Consider the following 19,943-nt stretch of genomic DNA (forward strand, 5'->3'; position numbering starts at 1 on the left):
ATTCTTCCCCCATTCTCTTACTTTTCTATCAATATATTACGAAAGAAAGCCTAAAAAGTTTCATTAGGACTGTTAAAAAAAGCGAACCCTGCAAAGGATTCGCTTTTGAATTAGTTGTTATAAGATTTCTTTTGACGACGATCGTTAGAAGAACGATTGCGGTCATTTGAAGAACGCTTTTTATCACCGTAAGATGAACGGCTTTTTCCGCGATAGCCGCCACCACCGCCGCCGTCTCTGCGTTTAGAAGAGCTGCGGTTGTTACGATTGCGTTTTGAAATCATTGGTGCTTCATCTGTCAAACGAACAGGCGTTGCATCCGGCTCTTTTGTCATCATTTTGATGGCAGCCGCAACCACTGTAACAGAATCATGATCTTCTAACAATTCAGCAGCTGCTGTCATGTAGAAGTTCAAGTTGTTTTCACTAATGATTGTGCGTAGACGGTCAACTGTGACTTGTTGTTGTCCTTCAATTGCCTCGTCTAGAGTTGGTTCTTTCATACGATCCATTTTACGCTTAGTCGTTTGCTCAATCGCACGAAGCATATCTTTTTCACGTGGTGTGATGAATGTCATCGCCATACCTGTACGTCCAGCACGGCCTGTACGTCCAATACGGTGTACATAGCTTTCTGGATCTTGTGGTACGTCGAAGTTATACACATGTGTAACACCTGAGATATCAAGTCCACGTGCTGCAACGTCTGTTGCGACAAGCACATCGATTGAACCTTCTTTAAATTTACGAAGCGCAACCATACGTTTCGCCTGAGTCAAGTCACCATGAATTCCTTCAGCTGTATAACCTCTAAGGTTTAATGCTTCAGTCAATTCGTCAACGCGGCGCTTTGTACGGCCGAAAACAATTGAAAGCTCTGGTGATTGAATGTCAAGAAGACGAGTCAATGTATCGAACTTCTTACGCTCGTGAATATCCAAGTAGAACTGCTGGATGTTAGATACAGTCATTTCTTTCGCTTTTACTTTTACATGTTCTGGGTTTGTCATGAAACGCTCTGCAATACGCTTAATTGGTGCAGGCATTGTCGCAGAGAATAAAAGTGTTTGGTGTTCACTTGGTACATTTGAAAGGATCGCTTCAATGTCTTCGATGAAACCCATGTTGAGCATTTCGTCTGCTTCATCAAGCACGACTGTTTCAACATTTTGAAGACGCATTGTGCGACGATTAATGTGATCAAGTAAACGTCCTGGAGTTCCTACAATGATATGAGGATTTTTCTTGAGCGAACGGATTTGACGGCCGATATCTTGTCCACCGTAAATTGGAAGTACACGTGCACGCTTGTCTTGGCCGATTTTGTATAGCTCTTCAGATACTTGAATCGCTAATTCTCTTGTTGGCGCAATGATGATCGCTTGGATGTTAGGAGACGCTGGATCGATTTTTTCTACAAGAGGAATACCAAATGCTGCAGTTTTTCCTGTTCCTGTTTGTGCTTGTCCGATGACATCTTTATTCTGAAGACCGAGAGGAATCGTTTCTGCTTGAATCGGTGTTGCTTCTTCAAATCCCATGCGGTTAATAGCTTTCATGAGACTTTCGCTTAATTGAAAATCTTGAAACGTTATAGTCAATTTATTCAAACTCCTTCTAATTGCTGTTTCAGTAATCTCGTGAATGATCATTAAAAACTGCCCTTTGTATGAAAGGACAGGTCCATTATATACAAAGCCCGAATTACCCTACATTATATCTTACCATTACACTATTTGTTTTTCAACAAGACAGAAATGGATATATCTACTGCTCGACAATGACTGATTCACCTTCACTTTGATCTCCGTCCATCCATTTCCACTTTTCAAACAGTTGGATTTTCCCGTTATCCAGCTGCTTAGGGGTGGAATGACATGAACCGCTTCTCATGCTGCCATCCTTACTTACATGATGATATCTAAAATGAAGTGCTCCGTCTTTATTCACAGTTCCTACAAGTACGCCAGATTGAATACTGCCGCCTTGATATGTGCCCGTTAAAATATTCCCGTCCTGACGATATTGAAATATGGTTCCTTCCGATACTTCCCCATTGCTCGAATTAGACTGCGGGACAAAGGTTTTTCCGTCATATTGAAACAACCGAATCGACCACCTTTTCTTACCTATTGTAACATAGGCCTGTCACTCATTCGACAAAAATGATGCAAATTTTAACAAGTGGGATTCAATTTATATTAGTTTAGCCACATTTTAGCTTTTCTATAGATTAAATTGTTTTTTTAGAAATTGTTCGACTTTCTCAAACAATTGCTGTGCACAAGGCTCATGACAAACGTGATGTTTACAATCCGGTAAATAGAACATTTCTTTCTGACGGGACGGGATTTTATGATAAATGAATTCTGCACTAGAAGCGGGGACGATCCCATCGCTTTCACCTTGAACGATCAAGACAGGTAGATGAAGCTTTTCAAGAGAACCTTTCGTTTGCTTCACCAATTTCATAAATTCTACAGCAGCTGATAGCGGTGTACTCTTCAGCTTATGACGATATCGATCATACAATGGGTTCGTATCAATCAAACCAGACAAGGATTCCTTCACCATCTGCCTTGTGTCTTGAATCATTTGTTTTGGGTTAACATATTTAGCAGCAGCACTTAACAGAACAAGACGGGCCACTGGATACTTCGCTGCTAAATATGAGGCAATCATCCCGCCCATAGAAAAGCCGACCAAATAAATGGTGTCACATGTTCGGTAAAGGGATAAGAGTTCTAATTCAGCGGTGGCAATCCACTCCTGATAGAGAATGCCTTTGAGCTGAAGTTCCTCCCCATGCCCCGGAAGCGTGACAGATTGTACCGTCCAATCTGTCGTCTGCTTTAAATATTCCGCAAGCGGCTCTACTTCATACGGGGCACCAGTAAAACCGTGTATACATAGACAGCCAATCACCCTGTCACCTTCTTTGCCGATCTGATTTATAGTGCAGTAATCACGTCTTCCAATCTCATGCCACGGGAAGCTTTGACCAGAACGACATCGTCAGGTCCTGCCACATCCGCTAGTTTTTTCTTCAGTTCTTCTTTGTCCATATAAGAAGATACACGGTCGTCTCCAAATGCTTTCTTTGCTCCTTCAGCAATGAATGCGCCAAGACGGCCAAACGTTAAAACATGATCAATAAACTCAGGCTTGATGTACTCCCCTACTTCAAAATGATAGGTTTCTTCTTCACTGCCCATCTCCAGCATATCTCCGAGAACGAGTATGCGGTTAGCAAAGCCATCCATATCTCCTACAAGATCAATCGCTGCCTTCATCGACGTAGGACTCGCATTATACGCATCGTTGATAACCGTGATGCCCTTATCTGTTTTAAACAGTTCTAAACGCATGCCTGTCAATTTCGTTTGCATTAGCCCTTGGGCAATTTGCCTTTCATTCAGACCGAAATGCTGGCCGATTGCAATAGCTGCAAGAGCATTCTTTACATTGTGTTTCCCTAATACAGGAATGAGAAACCCTTGAGCATATCCCTCCACTTGAAATTCAGTGCCTTCAGCGAGTTGGTGGATGTGAATCACCTTGATATCACAGTCCTCTGATTCCCCAAATGTTTTTACGCTACGTGCAAGGGCATTTGCTCTTTGGCGGAGTAAAGGCTCGTCTCCTAAATAATAAAAAGTCCCATCCTCTTTTAACCCTTTTGTGATCTCACATTTTGCATCTGCAATGGCTTCTCTTGATCCTAGATCCTGCATATGAGATTCTCCAATATTGGTGATGACAGCTGCATCAGGTTCAGCGAGATTAGATAAAAATTCGATTTCTCCTTTTGCACTCATGCCCATCTCTAATACAGCAATCTCTGTTTTTTCTGGCATTGCAAGGATGGTCAGTGGAAGTCCAATATGATTATTAAAGTTGCCATCTGTTTTATGGACTCTGTATGTCGTTTGTAGGACAGAATGGATCATGTCTTTCGTCGTTGTTTTGCCATTACTTCCAGTAATACCGACAACTCGAGGGTTTTCCTCTTTTAAGTATGATTTCGCAAGCTGTTGGAGTGCTGTCAGAGTATCCTCTACAAGAATGACAGGTACACCGGATGGTGGGTTCGCTTCTGTTTCATTCCAAAGAACCGCTGCCGCTCCAAGCTCCACTGCTTTTGAAGCAAAAGTGTGGCCGTTAAAATGTTCCCCGATAAGCGGGATAAATAGTGCGCCTTTTGATACTTTTCGTGTATCTGTTGTCACTCCGTGTATCTGTTCTTCGCCAAAAGCTTCATTCGATAATGTGCCACCAGCCATTTGGGCGACTTGTTTCACTGTACGTTTGATCATGTTTTTTCGCCTCTCTTTCTCATTTCACGTTTGAAGGAAAAGAGACACTACCTGTAGGATAGTGTCTGCTTGCTTCTTACATTAAAAAGTGGTTTTAATGGTTTGTTTTTCTTGATGGCGCTCAATTGCAAGTGACACCAGCTTCTCAATCAGCTCAGGATACTCTACACCAGTATGTTTCCAAAGCAGCGGGAACATACTAAAAGGTGTGAACCCTGGCATTGTATTCACTTCATTGATCAGCACTTCGCCTTCTTCTGTTAGGAAGAAATCTGCACGTACGAGGCCAGATCCATCAATGGCTTTAAATGCCTTAATCGCCATATCATGAATCGTCTTGTACTCTTCCTCTGACACACTCGCAGGAATGATCAAATCTGTATCGCCATCTTCATATTTTGCTTTGTAGTCATAAAAATCTGTTTTAGGTGCAATTTCACCAACAACTGAGCATTTCGGCTCGTCATTTCCTAATACACCAATTTCAATTTCTCGTCCTACAACGCCTTCTTCCACAACAACACGACGATCATATTGGAAAGCCAAATCAAATGCTGTTTGCAGCTCTTCTTTGCTGCGGCATTTACTAATTCCGACACTTGATCCCATGTTGGCAGGTTTCACAAAACAAGGATACCCGAGAACTGCTTCTACCTGTTCTAGACTGTCTGATATGGCTTTCTCATAATCCTTTTTATTGAAGGAAAGATGCTTTGCCTGCGCAAGCCCAGCTTGAGCAAACACATCTTTCATCATGACTTTATCCATACCCGCAGCAGACGCGAGAACGCCGTTACCAACATACGGGATATTCAATAGTTCAAGTAACCCTTGCATGGTCCCATCTTCACCATTTGGCCCATGTAGCAATGGAAAGACAACATCAATCTTTTCATCAGCTGCTGCAGGCTGTGGAAACATGCTTTCATTTAAAGAAGTTGGTAAAAACGTCTTTGCATTTTGTTCAAATTGAAGCATTTTGACGTTTGATACTGGTTCAGTGAGTTTTTCTCCTCTTAGCCATTCGCCCTCTTCTGTAATATAAATTGGATGTATATCGAACTTCTCAGTGTTAAGTGCTTTTGTAACTGCAAGGGCTGTTTGCAGTGATACATTATGTTCGGCTGACTTTCCGCCGTAAACCAATCCTAAACTTATTTTCAATGGATACTCCCCCCACTAAAATTCATCTTTACTATCTTATCACTTTCAAGCAAAAATGCTCTAATTAATTTTTGTTGTTACGGAATTGAAATGATTTGTAAAGATTGTAAGCGCCCCCCCCGAGCATTTGTATGTCATTCGCCTTTATTTTATATTAAAATGACATTGAAAAGGAGTTGTGACAAATTGAAAAAAATTACAAGCACTGAACAATTCAACGAAATCATTCAATCAGACAAAGAGGTCATCGTTAAATTCTTTGCGACATGGTGCCCTGATTGCACTAGAATGGACATGTTCATTCCAGACATCTTAGAGGCTTATGCTCAGAATGAATGGTTTGAAATAAACAAAGACGACTTTCCTGAGTTAGCGGAAACGTATCAGGTCATGGGAATTCCTAGCCTGTTAATTTTCAAAAATGGCGAAAAAACAGGTCATTTACACAGTGCCAACGCTAAATCACCTGAAGAAGTAACAGAGTTTCTTCAAGAACACGTTTCATAACTCATTTGAATGGAGACATCAGCCAACTCATGCTGGTGTCTTTTTTATATCCTTTTAAATCAAATCTCTTCATAAGACGAGATGTGCGGCTAAAACGTTTCAACATCGGCAGGGAATGTTTGATCTGATTTCATGACAAGGTTTGACAGCGGATTATTTCCTGGGAAAGAATTCATCGTCGATATGGATGGGAATATGTCGGTTACGTGAATTTTCTGAATTGAATCTTTACTTATGACATTCTGCTTTGTATAATGGAGTTGCTAATTGAAAATGATTATCAATTTCATCTGTGTGAAATCTTATAGAATCCATTCTACCAAAGGAGCGTTGAGTTACATGTCTAAGAAGAAAATCAAAACGTATCAGCAATTGATTGAAGAAAACAAGGAAGCGATCATGCGAGACCCTAAGATGATGGAAAGTATATACGCAACCATCGACAAAAAGCACCAGAAGCAGCTTGCCGCTGCTGGACGTGAATCATAAACACAAGAAGAGCAGTCAAATAGATGGCTGCTTTTTTATTTGCCTGAAGAAAAGAAAAAGCCGATAAAATCTATTCTTCGATTTTATCGGCTTTTGTTTTAATGTGATTTCGCTACACGGTCTTGTTTCATTCCTAAATAGATGAGCATATATGTTAGATAACCCATTGTCATCGTTAAACCACCGAAGAAGAATTGTGAAAACACGGGTTCTTCAAATGTCGTAACGGCAGCAAGAACGATCCAGCTCGCATATAAATAGACCATGAACCATTTCATGTTTCTTTTAAGTGTATACAGAAAGAAAAGACCCGCTAATGAAAAGATCCCTAGCGCTAGTCTGAAATAAACAAGATGATCAAACTGGAAGGCAAAAGACACAAACGAAAACGACAACAGCAACAAAATAGGTAAAGCCGTAATAAAATTTTTCACGATAGTGCCACCTCCATGACTCTGTCTTATTATAAGACAAAATCAGCCGGTTATCGTGAAATACAGACTCGTTTTCACAAAGATGTCACGAATTTTTCTTGTTATTTGACACAATTTTTACACATTTACATCACGCTTCCAAAAAAGGAGCCAAGCAGCACCAACAAAGAAAACGAAATGCGCCCCTACAATGAATAGTGAAAACAGAGGGCTCATGCCCTGAAAGAGCGGCGGACCTTGAAAACTGTATTGTGTAAAGTCCGTATTAGCGAAAAGTAGAATCTTCCCCCACTGATTTTCTAACAGAGACATGATCGACACTAATGATTTCGCCGCGTATAAGACGAAAAATGAAGTCACAAGTGCAATCAGACTGTTTCTAAACAAACTTGAGCACAGAAAAGCAAAGCTTGCCATCATGACCACTTCCACCCACTGTGATCCAATCACAGCAAATGTGTGCAGAAATAATCGCCCAGTGCTTTCATCAAAATCAGTACCAAAGAAAATAAGGCCAAAAAGAAAAGCGAACACATAATAAAAAACAAACAGGTAAAGGACCATCAGCACAAGAGTGATGTATTTTGCCAAGAAAATATGAAGCCTTGTCTTTGGCCGGATCAACAAGAACTTGATGGTTCTTTTTTGAAACTCTGTTGAGATCAATGTGGCGCCAATCACGACAGCGAACACTTGTAAAATAAACACAACATTCGTGGAATAAGCAAAATAGTTCGCGACTGTATCTTGCCCGCCAAGCCCGGAAATGACTCGTTTCAATGCTAGAGCCATCGTCAATTGAAAGACAACAATCAGTCCAAGTGCAATGAATGTGATCTTTTGTCTCGTGATTTTTTTATGTTCATTCTTGATGAGTTGAAGCATCTGCCGTCCCACCTTCCGTCCATTTCATAAAGGCCTCTTCAATTGATTGTTTTTGAGGCGTCATTTCAAGTACATCAAATTCTGCTAAGACAAGCTGTTTATTCAGCTCCGGCACACGGTCTTTATTCAGTTGAACCAGCACATGCTGATCCCTTTGTTCATATGTATATCCTTGCGTATCTAGCCATGAAACTGCCTTTTCTACTGGCTGAATATTCATCAACACCTGCTCTTTTCCTTCCATGTCTCGAAGGTTTGTATTGGCTTTGATTTGTCCTTTTTGGATGATGATCATGCGGTCACAAAGCTCTTCTACTTCATGCAAAAGATGTGTAGCAAATAACACAGAGACACCCTCTTCTTGTACAAGCATTTGCAAGTGCTCTCGAAACTCCTTCATTCCTGCGGGATCAAGCCCATTTGTTGGTTCATCTAAAATGAGCAGATTGGGCTTATGCAAAATGGCTTGTGCAATCCCGAGCCTTTGTTTCATCCCTAGTGAATACGTTTTGACCTTCTGGTGAATGGCGTGCTCCAGACGAACTCTTTTTACCACTTCAAGAATGCGCTCTTCTGAAACTCCATCATGCATAGACGCATACAGCTCAAGGTTTTCAAAACCTGTTAAATATGAATAAAATTCCGGATTTTCTATGATCGCCCCAACAGATGACATCGCCTTTTGATGATCATCATCTTGAGAATATCCATTTATGATGATCCGGCCGTTGTTTTTTTTCATCAAGCCAACGATCAATCGAATCAAGGTCGTTTTTCCAGACCCATTTGGTCCAAGTAAACCGACAATTTCCCCTTGCCTAATGTCCATCGAAATATGTTGCAAAATTTGATGCCGGCCAATTTGTTTATCGACGTTCTCTATGTGTAAAACAGCAGACTGCAAAGTGGTTCCTCCTTCTAATGTAAAACCTATGGCGGCAGTTACGGCCGCTCATCCTGTAAAAAGTATATCACGCTAGACAAGCCGTTCCACGAAAAAAAGGGCTGATCCAGTCAGCCCTTCTTGTTGTTAAAGTGATAAATTAGGTGTTGGTGCTTCCTTCTCATGTTTCTTTTCGGTTTCAGAAACAATCACCGCACATGCTGCGTCACCTGTAATATTGACCACGGTTCTTGCCATGTCTAATAAGCGGTCTATGCCAAGGATCAGCGCAATGCCCTCAACAGGAAGATTCACGGAATTTAAAACCATGGCTAGCATGATGAGCCCTACCCCTGGGACACCTGCTGTGCCAATACTTGCTAGTACTGCTGTTAAGACAACTGTCAGCATTTGAACAAGGGTTAATTCAACTCCATACACTTGTGCGATAAAAATAGTCGCAACCCCTTGCATGATCGCTGTACCATCCATATTAATGGTCGCACCTAGCGGCTGCACAAAGCTTGAAATAGGTTCTGGCACCTTCAAACGCTTTTGAGCTGTTTCCATTGATACTGGCAGTACTGCGTTACTGCTTGATGTACTAAATGCCACAACCATCGCTGGAGAAAATGCTTTGAAGAATGCCATTGGATTTCGTTTAGCTAATAGGGCAACGGTTGACCCATAGGTCAGGAAGAAATGCAAGATCAGCGCAATTAAGACGACTGAGAAGTAAAGTCCCATCGCTTTCATGGCATCGAGCCCCTGACTGCCAATCGCCGTTGCGATCAAACCGAATGTCCCGTACGGTGCGAATTTCATCACAACACCGACAAGATACATCATTAATTCATTTCCTTGTTCAAACAGCTTCAGCAAACCTTCTGTTTTTTTACCGAGCAAGGCAATGCCAAGACCTAAAAATACACAGAAGACGATAATTTGAAGCATATTTCCTTCAACTAGAGATTGGACTGGATTGGTTGGAATAATATTGAGTAGTGTGTCTGCCATTGATGGGGCTTCCTCAGCGGAGTATTCTGCCGCTTTCGTATCAAAATTGCCAAATGCGCCTGGCTTAATAAGTAAGGCCAATGAAATGCCAATAATGATGGCAAAAGTCGTAGTGAGTAGAAAGTAAGTAATGGTTTTTACGCCGATTCTGCCAAGTTTTTTCGGATCGCCAAGGCCTGCTACACCAAGTGTGATCGAAAAGAAGACAATCGGTACAACTAACATTTTAATCAGGTTTAAGAAGATTTGACCTAGAGGTGTAAATAGATAAGGGTCTAACACTTTGAATACATTTGGAGCAAAAATGTTGAGCAGTAGTCCTGTGATTGCACCTACAATTAAAGCAATAATAATTTTCGTCGCAAGCTTCAATAAAATCTCCCCTTCCTCGTCAAAAAGGCCCACGAGAGAGTCTTCTCGTGGGCCTGCGTGTCCATACGTGTACCACTGTCTACTCTCTTCACGCTGATGAGGTTAGCTGACGGGTTAGGACGAAGAGATGTCCTTTTTTCTTAAATAAGAAAAATTCACCCCAAAAACTTGGGTCCCCCATTCCTTTAGAAGGATTAAGCGTGTGGTAATATGATATTTTCATACTATTTATACCTTATTTTTAGAAAATTGTAAACAGGTTCATATGAACTTTTTAATTACTTTCTTCCTTATTCGTGACCTCCAAGATATCTAAGATAAACACAAAGATTGGGATGCCGATAATCAGTCCCCAAATGCCAATATAGTGTTCAGAAAAGATCAGGACAATAAACGTGAAGAAAATAGGGAGCTCTGTTTTAGCTGACATGAGCTTCGGATTTAAGAAGTAGGCTTCAATGGCATGGATGATCACGATCACCAGCACAATATATAGGACGTACATTCCGCCTCCAAGTGTATACGCAATGATGCTGAGTGGAACGAGGGAGATGACCACACCCGCTACCGGAATTAAACCTAACAAGAAGACCATGACCGCTAATCCAAATAATTGCGGAAAGCCCATAATGCCAAGCGCAATTGTCGTTAAGACACAGTTAACTGTTGCAATGATGAACTGTGCTTCAAGTACCTTACCAAATGTTCTGGAAAACTTACGTCCAAAGAAGGCAATTTCATGATAGAACACGGAGATTTTACTCGTTTTGAACTTATTCATGAATTGAATGAGGCGTTCCTTTTCGAACAGGAAGAACATGCTTAATATTAAGGACATAATGACCTGGATACTGAACGTGCTGAAATCTGTTAAGTATGTATAGAGGAAATTAAACCCTTTCTCGAAGAAAGAAGATATTTTGAAATCTCCGAACACATTGGTGACGACGTCAAAGAAGGGTAAATCTTGTGGATGATCTGCAATCTTTTTCCCTAAATGAAATAACTGTTCCACCTGTTTAGCAATGATGGGCACAAACACAAAGCCGCCAAACGTCAATCCACCAGCTAGAAGGATGTACAAAATGGTGATGACTGATTTCTGTCCTATTTTCAGGAAGCGATTTAAAAAGCCTCTTATGACCTCTTCTAACCGGTTCATTAAAAAAGTGAAAATGAAGGTCAGGAGGATTAAATTCATCATTCCTCTTAATAGATATAATGCTGTGGCTAATACTACAAATACTGAAAACCTCTTGACACCAGGTTTTTCGAACAATTTAAAAAATGCCGCCATACGTTACACACCTGCCAGGACTAAAGTCTATTTTTCGTTGGATCTCATATTCATTATATCGGATCTTTCTGTAAATTATATAACAAAAGGTCAATGAGGTCTTACGATTCGTCCTAAATTAATCAAGCTTTTATGTTTTTTCTTTTTTTACACAAGAAAAAACCGAACCCCATGTAGACATAAGGTTTCGGTTTTTGGTTGTTTTTATACTAAACAGCCTGCTTGATATTTCGCATTTCCTGAAGCGCTGTTTTACTCTTCGCTTCGTCAAATTCCCCTTCACTTTTCGCTACAACAATTGTAGCAATTCCATTTCCAATCAGGTTCGTAATCGCTCTTCCTTCACTCATGAAACGGTCGACCCCTAATAGCAGTGCAAGACCTTCTAGCGGGATAACCTGAAGTGCAGCAAGTGTAGAAGCTAGCACGATAAATCCGCTTCCTGTGACTCCAGCTGCTCCTTTTGATGTGAGCATCAGAACAAGGATAATCGTGATTTGCTGTCCGATGGATAGGTCCACCCCAAACACTTGCGCTAAGAAGACCACGGCCATGGACAAGTAGATTGAGGTTCCATCTAAATTAAAGGAATAGCCTGTCGGGATGACAAGTCCAACAACCGACTTAGAGCACCCGTAGCGTTCCATTTTATCCATCATTCTTGGCAGGACAGATTCTGAAGAACTTGTGCCAAGAACAATTAAAATTTCATCTTTGATAAAACGGAGGTAACCGAACAGGCTGAAGCCATACATTTTACAAATGATGTTCAGCACGACGAAAATAAACAGGAACATCGTCATATAAACGGAAAGCATTAGACTAGCCAGTGGTTTAATTGAAGCTAAACCGAAGTGTCCGATTGTATAAGCCATTGCTCCAAATGCCCCTAATGGCGCGGCACGCATAATGTAACCAATGATTTTAAAGAAGACAAGCGACAGCTTATCAAGCCATTCGATGATGCCTTTCCCCTTCTCGCCAAGTGCAGCGAGCGCAACACCGAATAAAATAGAGAAGAATAAGACCTGTAAAATATCTCCCTTTGCAAAGGCATCTACCATGTTAGATGGCACAATGTGTGTGACAAACTCCATCCAGTCGATACCCTGTCCTCCATTTTGGGTATATTGCGAGACATCCCCTTTTTCAAGCTTACTATAGTCAAGACCTGCTCCCGGCTTCATGATATTGACCACAAACAGTCCGATGACAAGCGCAAGCGTCGTCACAACTTCAAAATAGATAAAAGCTTTTCCCCCAACTTTTCCAACCTTTTTCATGTCCCCCATCTTGGCAATTCCAAGAACAATGGTTAAGAAAATAATGGGTGCAATGACCATTTTCACTGCATTAATAAATGTGTCACCAAGCGGCTTCATTTCTTTCCCGACGTTTGGCCAAACCATCCCAACAATAATCCCGATAATGACAGCTGCAATGACCTGAAATGTCAGGTTCTTCAATAGCCTCTTCATAAAAAATCAACTCCCTCACCCTTTGATGTAAACGCTTAACTGTTATCTGTAGGTAAATGATAGCGATTTCATCATAGGCTGTGAAGCTTATGGACATATCGTACATTTTGGTCTTTTTGGTCTCTTAGTCAGAATGTACGATATATTTGTTCACAGGGCGTCCGACCCCGCCATATTGCATATCTAATTTCAGCTCGCCTTCTTTTACAAGGAAGTCTAAATAACGGCGTGCTGTGACACGTGCAATCCCAAGTGCATTGGCAACTTCCTCTGCAGACTGCGCTCCTTCTTGCAGACGCATATAGGCTTTAATTTCATTCATCGTATGCACATTCAGCCCCTTAGGAAGCCATGTCTCTTCCTGCTTAACTGCAGGCTTTCGTATGATATCATCGAGCATCTCTTGAGAAAATTCTGCTGCGGTACGAATTTTTGATTTGAACGCTTTATAGCTTTCAAGAGATTCTTTCATCCGTTCGAACTTAAATGGCTTAATGATATAATCTCGGGCACCATTTTGAAGCATGGTGCCGATCGTCTCTTTGTCCTTTGCTGCCGAAATCACAATCACATCCACCTGCATCTTTTGCTTTCTGATGTCTTGCAGTGTTTTGACGCCATCTTTTTTAGGCATATACACATCGAGCACCACAAGATCTGGGCGAATGTCTTTGATGAGCTGGATGCCCTGCTCGCCATTTCCTGCTACAGCCGCAACTTGAAAGCCAGGGACACTCTTAATGAACTCTCTATTGACTTCTTGCACCATCGGGTCATCTTCAATTAATAGCACCTTAATCTGAGTCATCTGTCTCTCTCCTCTATTGTCATTGGGAATTCGATTGAGAAGGTGGTACCAATGCCGATGCTTGATGTGACTTCTACATTTCCCATTCCTTTGTCGATAATCGTTTTTACAATATACAGTCCGTAGCCTGTTCCGCCTTCTTTACCGTGAGTAAAGCCTTTGTCGAAAATATGAGGAATCATGTCCTCTTCTATTCCAGAACCATAATCTTCAATTAAGATCGCGAGGACATCCTCTGTTTGATCAATACTAATAGAAATGAGTTTTGTGTCTCTTTCTACAGTATCATACGCGGCAAAGGCATTCTCGATCAGGTTGCCAAGTAGCTTCGTCATATCATGCTGATCCAGCCGCTCTGGGAAATCGCGCAGACTGCTATTTTCATCTACTTCAACCTTTATGCCTAGCTCCTTGCCCCTTCTTATCTTGCTCATCAATAAACCTGCAACTGCATCATGCTGTATTACACGGTGGAGAAAGTCCGTCACATGCTCCTGTTCTTCGGTCGTTTGAAACGCTAAATCGAGCGCTTGATCGGCTTTCCCCAGCTGAATTAATCCCGCAATTGTATGAAGCTTATTCATATGTTCATGATTTTGCACCCGCAGGCCATCAACGAAGTTCTTCACCCCGGTTAATTCCTCCGCCAATTTGGCCGCCTCTGTCCGGTCCTGAAAAATCGCAACCGCTCCGATGATTTTCTTTTTCATCACAATTGGAATTCGGCTGCTCATGATCCGCTTTCCGCTCATATGAATTTCTTCATTGTAGACGGGTTCTGCGCGGTCAATGATTTCTGGAAGCCTTGTATCTGACAGCACATCCCAAATATTTCGGCCCACTACATCACCTGTCACGCTGAAAATTTGCTTTGCTTTTTCATTAAAAATGGTGATCATGTGCTGGTTATCAATGGCAATGACCCCTTCATTAATGGAATGAAAGGTAGCGGTGCGTTCCTCTAGCATTCTGACAATCTCATGCGGCTCTAGCTTAAACATTTGCTGTTTAATATGACGGGCGAGCAAAAATGAACCGACAAGCCCGAAGCTGAGTGTGAGCAGAAGGATCATGAGGATATCCTGCTTCATTTCTCCTAATATATCTGCCATACTCGGCAATGTTCTTCCGACTAGTACAACCCCTGTTTGGTTAAATTTTTCATCCTTTACTGGATAAAAAGCTCTAATGGCTGTGCCAAGCTCGCCCTGTGCTTCTGAGAAATAGATATGCTCTGCAAAGGCAGGTTCTTCATCTGTCCCCTCTGAGCGCTGGCCAATCCTTGTTTTCACTGGATGTGTCAGTCGCACGTGATCCATATCCATGACAACAATGTAGTCAGCATCTTGGATAATCCGAATCTCTTCGATGGCATGCTGCAACCGCGCACGCTCCTTTGTCTGATCATCCAACGCCTGCTTTACCTCATTCATCTCAGCTACTGTTCTTGCCGTGTTCATGAGCCTTTTTCGAAGTTCTCGTTCCTCTGTTTGCTGAATTCCCCCGACCAGAACAATTCCTCCGATTAAAAGGGCAAAAATGACAACGAAATATGTGAGGATGGTGAGCTTCCATCTAATAGATAATTGTTGTAATTTCAGTCGATTTCTCATCATTTTTTCACCTGTATCTTTACGAATTCTTCCTCTGTCAAGTATCCTTGACATAAGGGGGATCTGACGCATGAAGAATTTACTCGCCTATACGCTATTACTCATCATCGGTTTTGTAACCGCTTTATACTTTGGCTTTTATCATATGATGCCTAAATCAGCGACGACCTTCGACGATGAACAGACAGGGCTGAAGGATCAGCTTGTGTTCAAATTCAGCCATGTTGTCGCAGATAATACCCCAAAAGGGCTGGCTGCAAAGAAATTTGCTGAGCTTGTTCACGAAAAATCCGATGGCAGGATCAGCATTCAAATCTTTTCAAACGGGAGTCTTTATTCTGATATCGAAGAAATTAATGCACTAAAAGAGAATCAAGTTCAATTTATTGCTCCGTCTACGTCAAAGCTCGGCATGCTGTCCCCTGAATGGCTGGCACTTGATCTGCCCTTTGCCTTTTCTAACTACGATGCTGTCCAAGAAGGGTTACATGGTGCGATTGGACAGAGACTGTTCGGCACACTGCAAAAAGATGGACTAAAGGGAATGGCCTACTGGACAAATGGCTTTAAGCAAATCACTTCGAATAAAGGCCCAATCAAGCAGCCTAGTGATTTAAAAAAGCAATCTCTCCGTATTATGCAAAGTGACATGATTGAAAAACAATTCGAGTTACTTGGCGCAAAACCCTATCAGGAATCGTTTAATTCAACGTTTCAGCTGCTAGAAACAAAAAAAGTGGACGGTGAAGAAAATACAATTTCAAATATTTATTCAAAAAAATTCTATCATATACAAGACTATATGACGATCAGTAATCACGGGTATTTAGGGTATGTCGTCTTAACAGATCAATCCTTTTTTGATCGTCAAACACCTGAGACGAAGCGAATTTTACTCGAAGCGATGGAAGAAACAACGGCATGGAACGAAAAACATGCCGAACAAATGAACAAGGATCAACTGGAGGAAATTAAACGCGAATCTCCAATTGCCATACACGAATTAACACCAGCAGAGCGGCAAAAATGGATGAAAGCGCTCGATCCTTTGTATGATGAAGCAGAAAGGATCATCGGTTCCACCTTGATCAAACAAATCCGCGAGCTCCGGGCACGCTATGAATATTCTCCGATTCAAGCGTTTGAAGAAGATGCTGAGGCCAAATAAAAAATCCCTTTGAGAGAGGGATTTTTTTATGCGCCGGAGTCACGCTGTTCTTGCTGAGCGAGCTCCTCTAATCTTGATAATATTCTGCGCTTTCGATATTGCATGATGCCTGTTTCGGCAATTCCTTTTAACTGTGAGCGGTTGGACGCTGCACCAAACAAAATCCCCGCAATTGGGACAAGTTGAAACAGCTTCTTCCAGCCAAACGAATCACGATAGTTATATACGACCTCACGCCATCCTTGAATTTGAGAGATCATGTTTTCGTGCTTCCCTTCTGATGCATGATAGCTCTTCAGCTCTTTTAATATTGATTTTTTCCCAACAACGTCAGCAGAATTCAACTGTAAACATTTAATGATAAAGACTCGTTCTTCTTTATTTTTCGGATCATAGCCATAGGTGACGGCGATATCCTGTAATGTTTTTAAAGAGAGACCGAGGACAGCCGGAATATCTGCCGCTAATGTAAACATACCTCCGACACCTGTCGTCGCACCTTGCACAGTGGCGAGGTTTGTTCGGTTTTTCCCCATCTGATCACTAATGGCATCCATGACCTCGATCGGAGCCGCCTCAATATCTTCAATACGCGAAATCGATTCATCGGCACATTTCTTTTGAAATTGATGAATAATGCCTTTCTCTGACGTCAAATAGACACCGCCTGATTGAATATAGTGCCCCATCTCATCTAATAACACACCGATTTTTTTTTGAATAAAGGCAGGGGTCAGCTTGTCCAGCATTTGAAATGGAAGCCGGCTAAGTTTCTCCCAAAACCATACCTTTTGCTGGTCTTTCTCCCACTTTTCAATCTCTTTTAATTGTGCTTTTAACCACTCTCTTTCCTCCATGCGATTTGCCTCCTTAGATGCCGTTCAAGTATATGTCTGTTATTATACACAATCCTTGTCCATCATACGTATCGAACATTGAAGTGGTTCCGAAAGGTTTTAATCTCTTTTAAAACGGTTATTGCTTAGTAAACAATAAACAAACAAAAGAGGAGTGATCAACATGTTAGGATTTCTGATTTCATTAGTTGTGGCGATTGTCATTGGTCTCATTGGGAGTGCACTCGCTGGAGGCAGTGTACCAGGAGGCTGGATCGGTTCAATGATTGCCGGGCTTGCAGGTGCTTGGATTGGTCATGGATTACTTGGAACGTGGGGTCCTAGTCTGGCAGGATTTGCGATCATTCCAGCGATCTTAGGAGCAGCCATTTTTGTCATTATTTTAAGCCTGATCTTCCGCAGCGTTGGATCAAGGGTTTCTTAAAAAACGATAGAAAAGAAGAGGAAGCAGAGGATGCACCGCCTAAGATAAGAGGCGGTGTTTTTTATGTTTTGATTGACAAGGTATCTATTTTTTTCACTTACATATGATAAACAAACCTATTAGTTCAGATAGTTGACTTTTCATGAAGATGGGCATATGATGATTAAAAATTGCATCGAGGAAACTTTTTGTGCCAAAGCAAAACTTTGTAGAATCTAGGTGATGACATATGACAAACAAATACATCGAGGCACAAGCCCACATGTCAGTGGCAGCGGAGCGTGCACTTGAAGGAAAGGTGAAGGGTTTTAGAAGGCTCCTTCCTTTTCTCGGGCCTGCTTTTATCGCAGCCATTGCCTATATTGATCCAGGAAACTTTGCGACCAACATTGCGGCTGGCTCGAAATATGGCTATCTTCTGTTATGGGTCATTCTCATATCCAATCTCATGGCCTTACTCATCCAGTCTTTGTCTGCAAAGCTTGGAATCGCAACAGGGAAAAATTTACCTGAAATTGCTCGAGAAGAGTTTCCAAAACCAGTCTCGATTGGTTTATGGATTCAGGGCGAGCTCGTCATTATCGCCACAGATTTAGCCGAATTTATCGGGGCTGCCCTTGGTTTATACTTACTCTTTCGTATCCCGCTGCTTGAAGCATCGATTATTGCAGCGATCGGTTCTTTTGCCATTTTAGAGCTCCAAAGACGAGGTTATCGAGCGTTAGAAGCAGGAATTACCGGCATGCTGTTTGTTGTCGTGATTGCTTTCGCTGTACAAACCTTTGTGGCTAAACCTGATCTTGCAAGTGTCGCCGGTGGACTGTTCATTCCAAGGTTTGAAGGGACAGACAGCGTACTGCTTGCCGCTGGTATTTTAGGCGCTACGGTGATGCCGCATGCGATCTATCTCCATTCAGCCTTAACGCAAAGAAGAGTCGTCGGCAGAACGGAAAAAGAGAAAAAGCTGATTTTTCGTTTTGAGTTTTTAGACATCCTCATTGCGATGATCGTTGCTGGCGCCATCAATGCCAGCATGTTGATTGTAGCAGCTGCTTTATTTTTTAAAAATGGTCTTTTTGTTGAGGATTTAGATGTAGCATTTCAGCATTTTGGCACTCTCGCAGGTCCTGTATCAGCGATCTTATTTGGTGTAGGTCTGCTTGTAGCCGGACTTTCCAGTTCTTCTGTCGGTACACTGTCAGGCGATATTATCATGCAAGGTTTTATTCAGTACCGAATTCCGCTGTATGTCCGCCGGCTTATTACCATCATTCCCCCTATTGCGATCATTGCATCTGGGGTCAATCCGACATCTGCGCTTGTGATGAGTCAAGTGGTCTTATCCTTTGGCATTGCGTTTGCTTTAATTCCGCTCATTTTGTTTACAAGTAAAAAACGAATTATGGGCGATTTGACGAATGCTCGCTGGGTGACAGGAATATCTTGGGTGATAGCAGCTCTTGTTGTCGCACTTAATCTGTTTTTAATTGTGGATACGTTTATGTAAAAGACAGTGATCATGCTGTCTTTTATATCGGGTTGTGGTAGAATTTCCCTTGAAAGGATGTGATCACATGTTTTTTTATCAGGATCAAGATCTATCCATGCGGCTACTTGAACCAAGAGACGCGAGAAGTCTGTATCTGCTCATCCAACGCTCAAGAGAGCACTTACGTGAATGGATGCTATGGGTCGATTCGACGCAGACAGAAGAAGACAGCATGGCGTTTATTCAAGGTGCCATGCAGCAAGCTTTGCAAAACAATGGTTTTCAGGCTGGAATCTGGTCACATGGAGAACTCGTTGGTATCATTGGCACCCACCAAATTCATTGGATTAATCGGACGGTTTCCATTGGCTATTGGCTCGGGGAAGGCTATCAAGGAAAAGGCATCATGACAAAAGCATGCAAAGCGGTCATTCACTATTTATTTGAAGAGTGCGGTCTGCACCGCATTGAAATAAGGGCCGCTGTTGATAATCAAAAAAGCAGACGCATCGCAGAGCGTTTATCTTTTTCACTTGAAGGCATATTAAGACAATGTGAATGGCTGGGCGACCACTTTGCCGATCACTGTGTGTACGCACTTTTACAGCCTGAATATATGAAACAAAAAACAAATTCGATCAATCAGCCCACTTAATTGTGTCGATTGCATGAACTATTTTACAAAGTGAAGCTTTGTAGTATCCGTTGTGATTGGCATCTGATAAAATAGAAGGAAAAAATC

The 19,943-nt window shown here is 41.8% G+C and carries 20 protein-coding genes and 1 riboswitch; of the genes, 6 read left to right on the top strand and 14 right to left on the bottom strand.

Annotated features, from left to right (window positions below; genetic code table 11):
- Window positions 1-110 precede the first annotated feature (110 nt).
- The 5 genes from cshA to KVT11_RS17895 form a co-directional block, all read right to left on the bottom strand.
- Window positions 111-1,601 (bottom strand): degradosome RNA helicase CshA, encoded by a 1,491-nt coding sequence (cshA, locus tag KVT11_RS17875; RefSeq protein WP_017358400.1) that lies wholly within the window; start codon window positions 1,599-1,601, stop codon window positions 111-113.
- A gap of 166 nt (window positions 1,602-1,767) precedes the next feature.
- Window positions 1,768-2,106 (bottom strand): avidin-fold protein, encoded by a 339-nt coding sequence (locus tag KVT11_RS17880; protein WP_017366661.1) that lies wholly within the window; start codon window positions 2,104-2,106, stop codon window positions 1,768-1,770.
- Between the two features lie 120 nt (window positions 2,107-2,226).
- Complete coding sequence (locus tag KVT11_RS17885) at window positions 2,227-2,925, bottom strand: alpha/beta hydrolase (RefSeq protein WP_017366660.1); 699 nt, start codon at window positions 2,923-2,925, stop codon at window positions 2,227-2,229.
- Between the two features lie 26 nt (window positions 2,926-2,951).
- Window positions 2,952-4,316 (bottom strand): UDP-N-acetylmuramoyl-tripeptide--D-alanyl-D-alanine ligase, encoded by a 1,365-nt coding sequence (locus KVT11_RS17890; protein ID WP_025206792.1) that lies wholly within the window; start codon window positions 4,314-4,316, stop codon window positions 2,952-2,954.
- A gap of 81 nt (window positions 4,317-4,397) precedes the next feature.
- The gene (locus KVT11_RS17895) at window positions 4,398-5,480 is read right to left on the bottom strand and encodes a D-alanine--D-alanine ligase (RefSeq protein ID WP_007496503.1); all 1,083 of its coding nucleotides are present in this window, start codon (window positions 5,478-5,480) and stop codon (window positions 4,398-4,400) included.
- Between the two features lie 186 nt (window positions 5,481-5,666).
- Here KVT11_RS17895 and KVT11_RS17900 point away from each other — a divergent pair, with 186 nt between their 5' ends.
- Together KVT11_RS17900 and fbpB are read left to right on the top strand one after the other, a co-directional pair.
- On the top strand, window positions 5,667-5,987 hold the full coding sequence (locus KVT11_RS17900; protein ID WP_008346934.1) for a thioredoxin family protein: 321 nt from the start codon (window positions 5,667-5,669) through the stop codon (window positions 5,985-5,987).
- A gap of 339 nt (window positions 5,988-6,326) precedes the next feature.
- On the top strand, window positions 6,327-6,476 hold the full coding sequence (fbpB, locus tag KVT11_RS17905) for a Fur-regulated basic protein FbpB (RefSeq protein ID WP_017366658.1): 150 nt from the start codon (window positions 6,327-6,329) through the stop codon (window positions 6,474-6,476).
- Between the two features lie 98 nt (window positions 6,477-6,574).
- Here the strand turns inward: fbpB and KVT11_RS17910 are convergent, their stop codons facing one another.
- The 8 genes from KVT11_RS17910 to KVT11_RS17945 form a co-directional block, all read right to left on the bottom strand.
- The gene (locus tag KVT11_RS17910) at window positions 6,575-6,910 is read right to left on the bottom strand and encodes a hypothetical protein (protein ID WP_017366657.1); all 336 of its coding nucleotides are present in this window, start codon (window positions 6,908-6,910) and stop codon (window positions 6,575-6,577) included.
- 117 nt (window positions 6,911-7,027) lie between these two features.
- Complete coding sequence (locus KVT11_RS17915) at window positions 7,028-7,795, bottom strand: ABC transporter permease (RefSeq protein ID WP_046342723.1); 768 nt, start codon at window positions 7,793-7,795, stop codon at window positions 7,028-7,030.
- Window positions 7,773-8,699 (bottom strand): ABC transporter ATP-binding protein, encoded by a 927-nt coding sequence (locus tag KVT11_RS17920; RefSeq protein WP_035390386.1) that lies wholly within the window; start codon window positions 8,697-8,699, stop codon window positions 7,773-7,775. Before KVT11_RS17920 ends, KVT11_RS17915 begins: the two co-directional genes overlap by 23 nt.
- A 126-nt stretch (window positions 8,700-8,825) precedes the next feature.
- Entirely contained in the window at window positions 8,826-10,067 is a 1,242-nt protein-coding gene (locus KVT11_RS17925; protein ID WP_164999017.1) for a dicarboxylate/amino acid:cation symporter, read from the bottom strand.
- Between the two features lie 77 nt (window positions 10,068-10,144).
- A riboswitch (cyclic di-AMP (ydaO/yuaA leader) is annotated at window positions 10,145-10,278 on the bottom strand.
- Between the two features lie 63 nt (window positions 10,279-10,341).
- Window positions 10,342-11,364 (bottom strand): AI-2E family transporter, encoded by a 1,023-nt coding sequence (locus KVT11_RS17930; RefSeq protein ID WP_007496515.1) that lies wholly within the window; start codon window positions 11,362-11,364, stop codon window positions 10,342-10,344.
- A 209-nt stretch (window positions 11,365-11,573) separates the two neighbouring features.
- Window positions 11,574-12,842: a C4-dicarboxylate transporter DctP gene (gene dctP, locus KVT11_RS17935; RefSeq protein ID WP_007496516.1), complete on the bottom strand. Its 1,269-nt coding sequence runs from the start codon at window positions 12,840-12,842 to the stop codon at window positions 11,574-11,576.
- Window positions 12,843-12,966: 124 nt separating this feature from the next.
- Window positions 12,967-13,650 carry a response regulator gene (locus tag KVT11_RS17940; RefSeq protein WP_017366653.1) on the bottom strand — a complete coding sequence of 228 codons (684 nt, stop codon included), beginning with the start codon at window positions 13,648-13,650 and terminating at the stop codon, window positions 12,967-12,969.
- Complete coding sequence (locus KVT11_RS17945) at window positions 13,647-15,266, bottom strand: ATP-binding protein (protein ID WP_026050048.1); 1,620 nt, start codon at window positions 15,264-15,266, stop codon at window positions 13,647-13,649. The genes KVT11_RS17940 and KVT11_RS17945 overlap by 4 nt, the downstream gene beginning before the upstream one ends.
- A 67-nt stretch (window positions 15,267-15,333) precedes the next feature.
- On the opposite strand from KVT11_RS17945, the gene KVT11_RS17950 reads away from it, so the two are divergent.
- Window positions 15,334-16,431, top strand: a complete 1,098-nt coding sequence (locus KVT11_RS17950) for a TRAP transporter substrate-binding protein (protein ID WP_116307454.1) — start codon at window positions 15,334-15,336, stop codon at window positions 16,429-16,431.
- 26 nt (window positions 16,432-16,457) lie between these two features.
- On the opposite strand, the gene KVT11_RS17955 is transcribed toward KVT11_RS17950, so the two are convergent.
- Window positions 16,458-17,288 carry an EcsC family protein gene (locus tag KVT11_RS17955; protein WP_052320361.1) on the bottom strand — a complete coding sequence of 277 codons (831 nt, stop codon included), beginning with the start codon at window positions 17,286-17,288 and terminating at the stop codon, window positions 16,458-16,460.
- A gap of 163 nt (window positions 17,289-17,451) precedes the next feature.
- Here KVT11_RS17955 and KVT11_RS17960 point away from each other — a divergent pair, with 163 nt between their 5' ends.
- The 3 genes from KVT11_RS17960 to KVT11_RS17970 all read left to right on the top strand — a co-directional run bounded on the left by KVT11_RS17960 (window position 17,452) and on the right by KVT11_RS17970 (window position 19,856).
- Window positions 17,452-17,712, top strand: coding sequence for a GlsB/YeaQ/YmgE family stress response membrane protein (locus tag KVT11_RS17960; RefSeq protein WP_003214275.1), 261 nt, complete (start codon window positions 17,452-17,454; stop codon window positions 17,710-17,712).
- 229 nt (window positions 17,713-17,941) lie between these two features.
- The gene (locus KVT11_RS17965; RefSeq protein WP_072368454.1) at window positions 17,942-19,219 is read left to right on the top strand and encodes an Nramp family divalent metal transporter; all 1,278 of its coding nucleotides are present in this window, start codon (window positions 17,942-17,944) and stop codon (window positions 19,217-19,219) included.
- Between the two features lie 67 nt (window positions 19,220-19,286).
- A complete protein-coding gene (locus tag KVT11_RS17970) occupies window positions 19,287-19,856 on the top strand; it encodes a GNAT family N-acetyltransferase (RefSeq protein ID WP_008346964.1) in 570 nt (189 codons plus the stop codon).
- Window positions 19,857-19,943 lie beyond the last annotated feature (87 nt).

The organism is Bacillus sp. GbtcB10 (assembly GCF_019091365.1).
Lineage (GTDB): Bacteria > Bacillota > Bacilli > Bacillales > Bacillaceae > Bacillus > Bacillus altitudinis.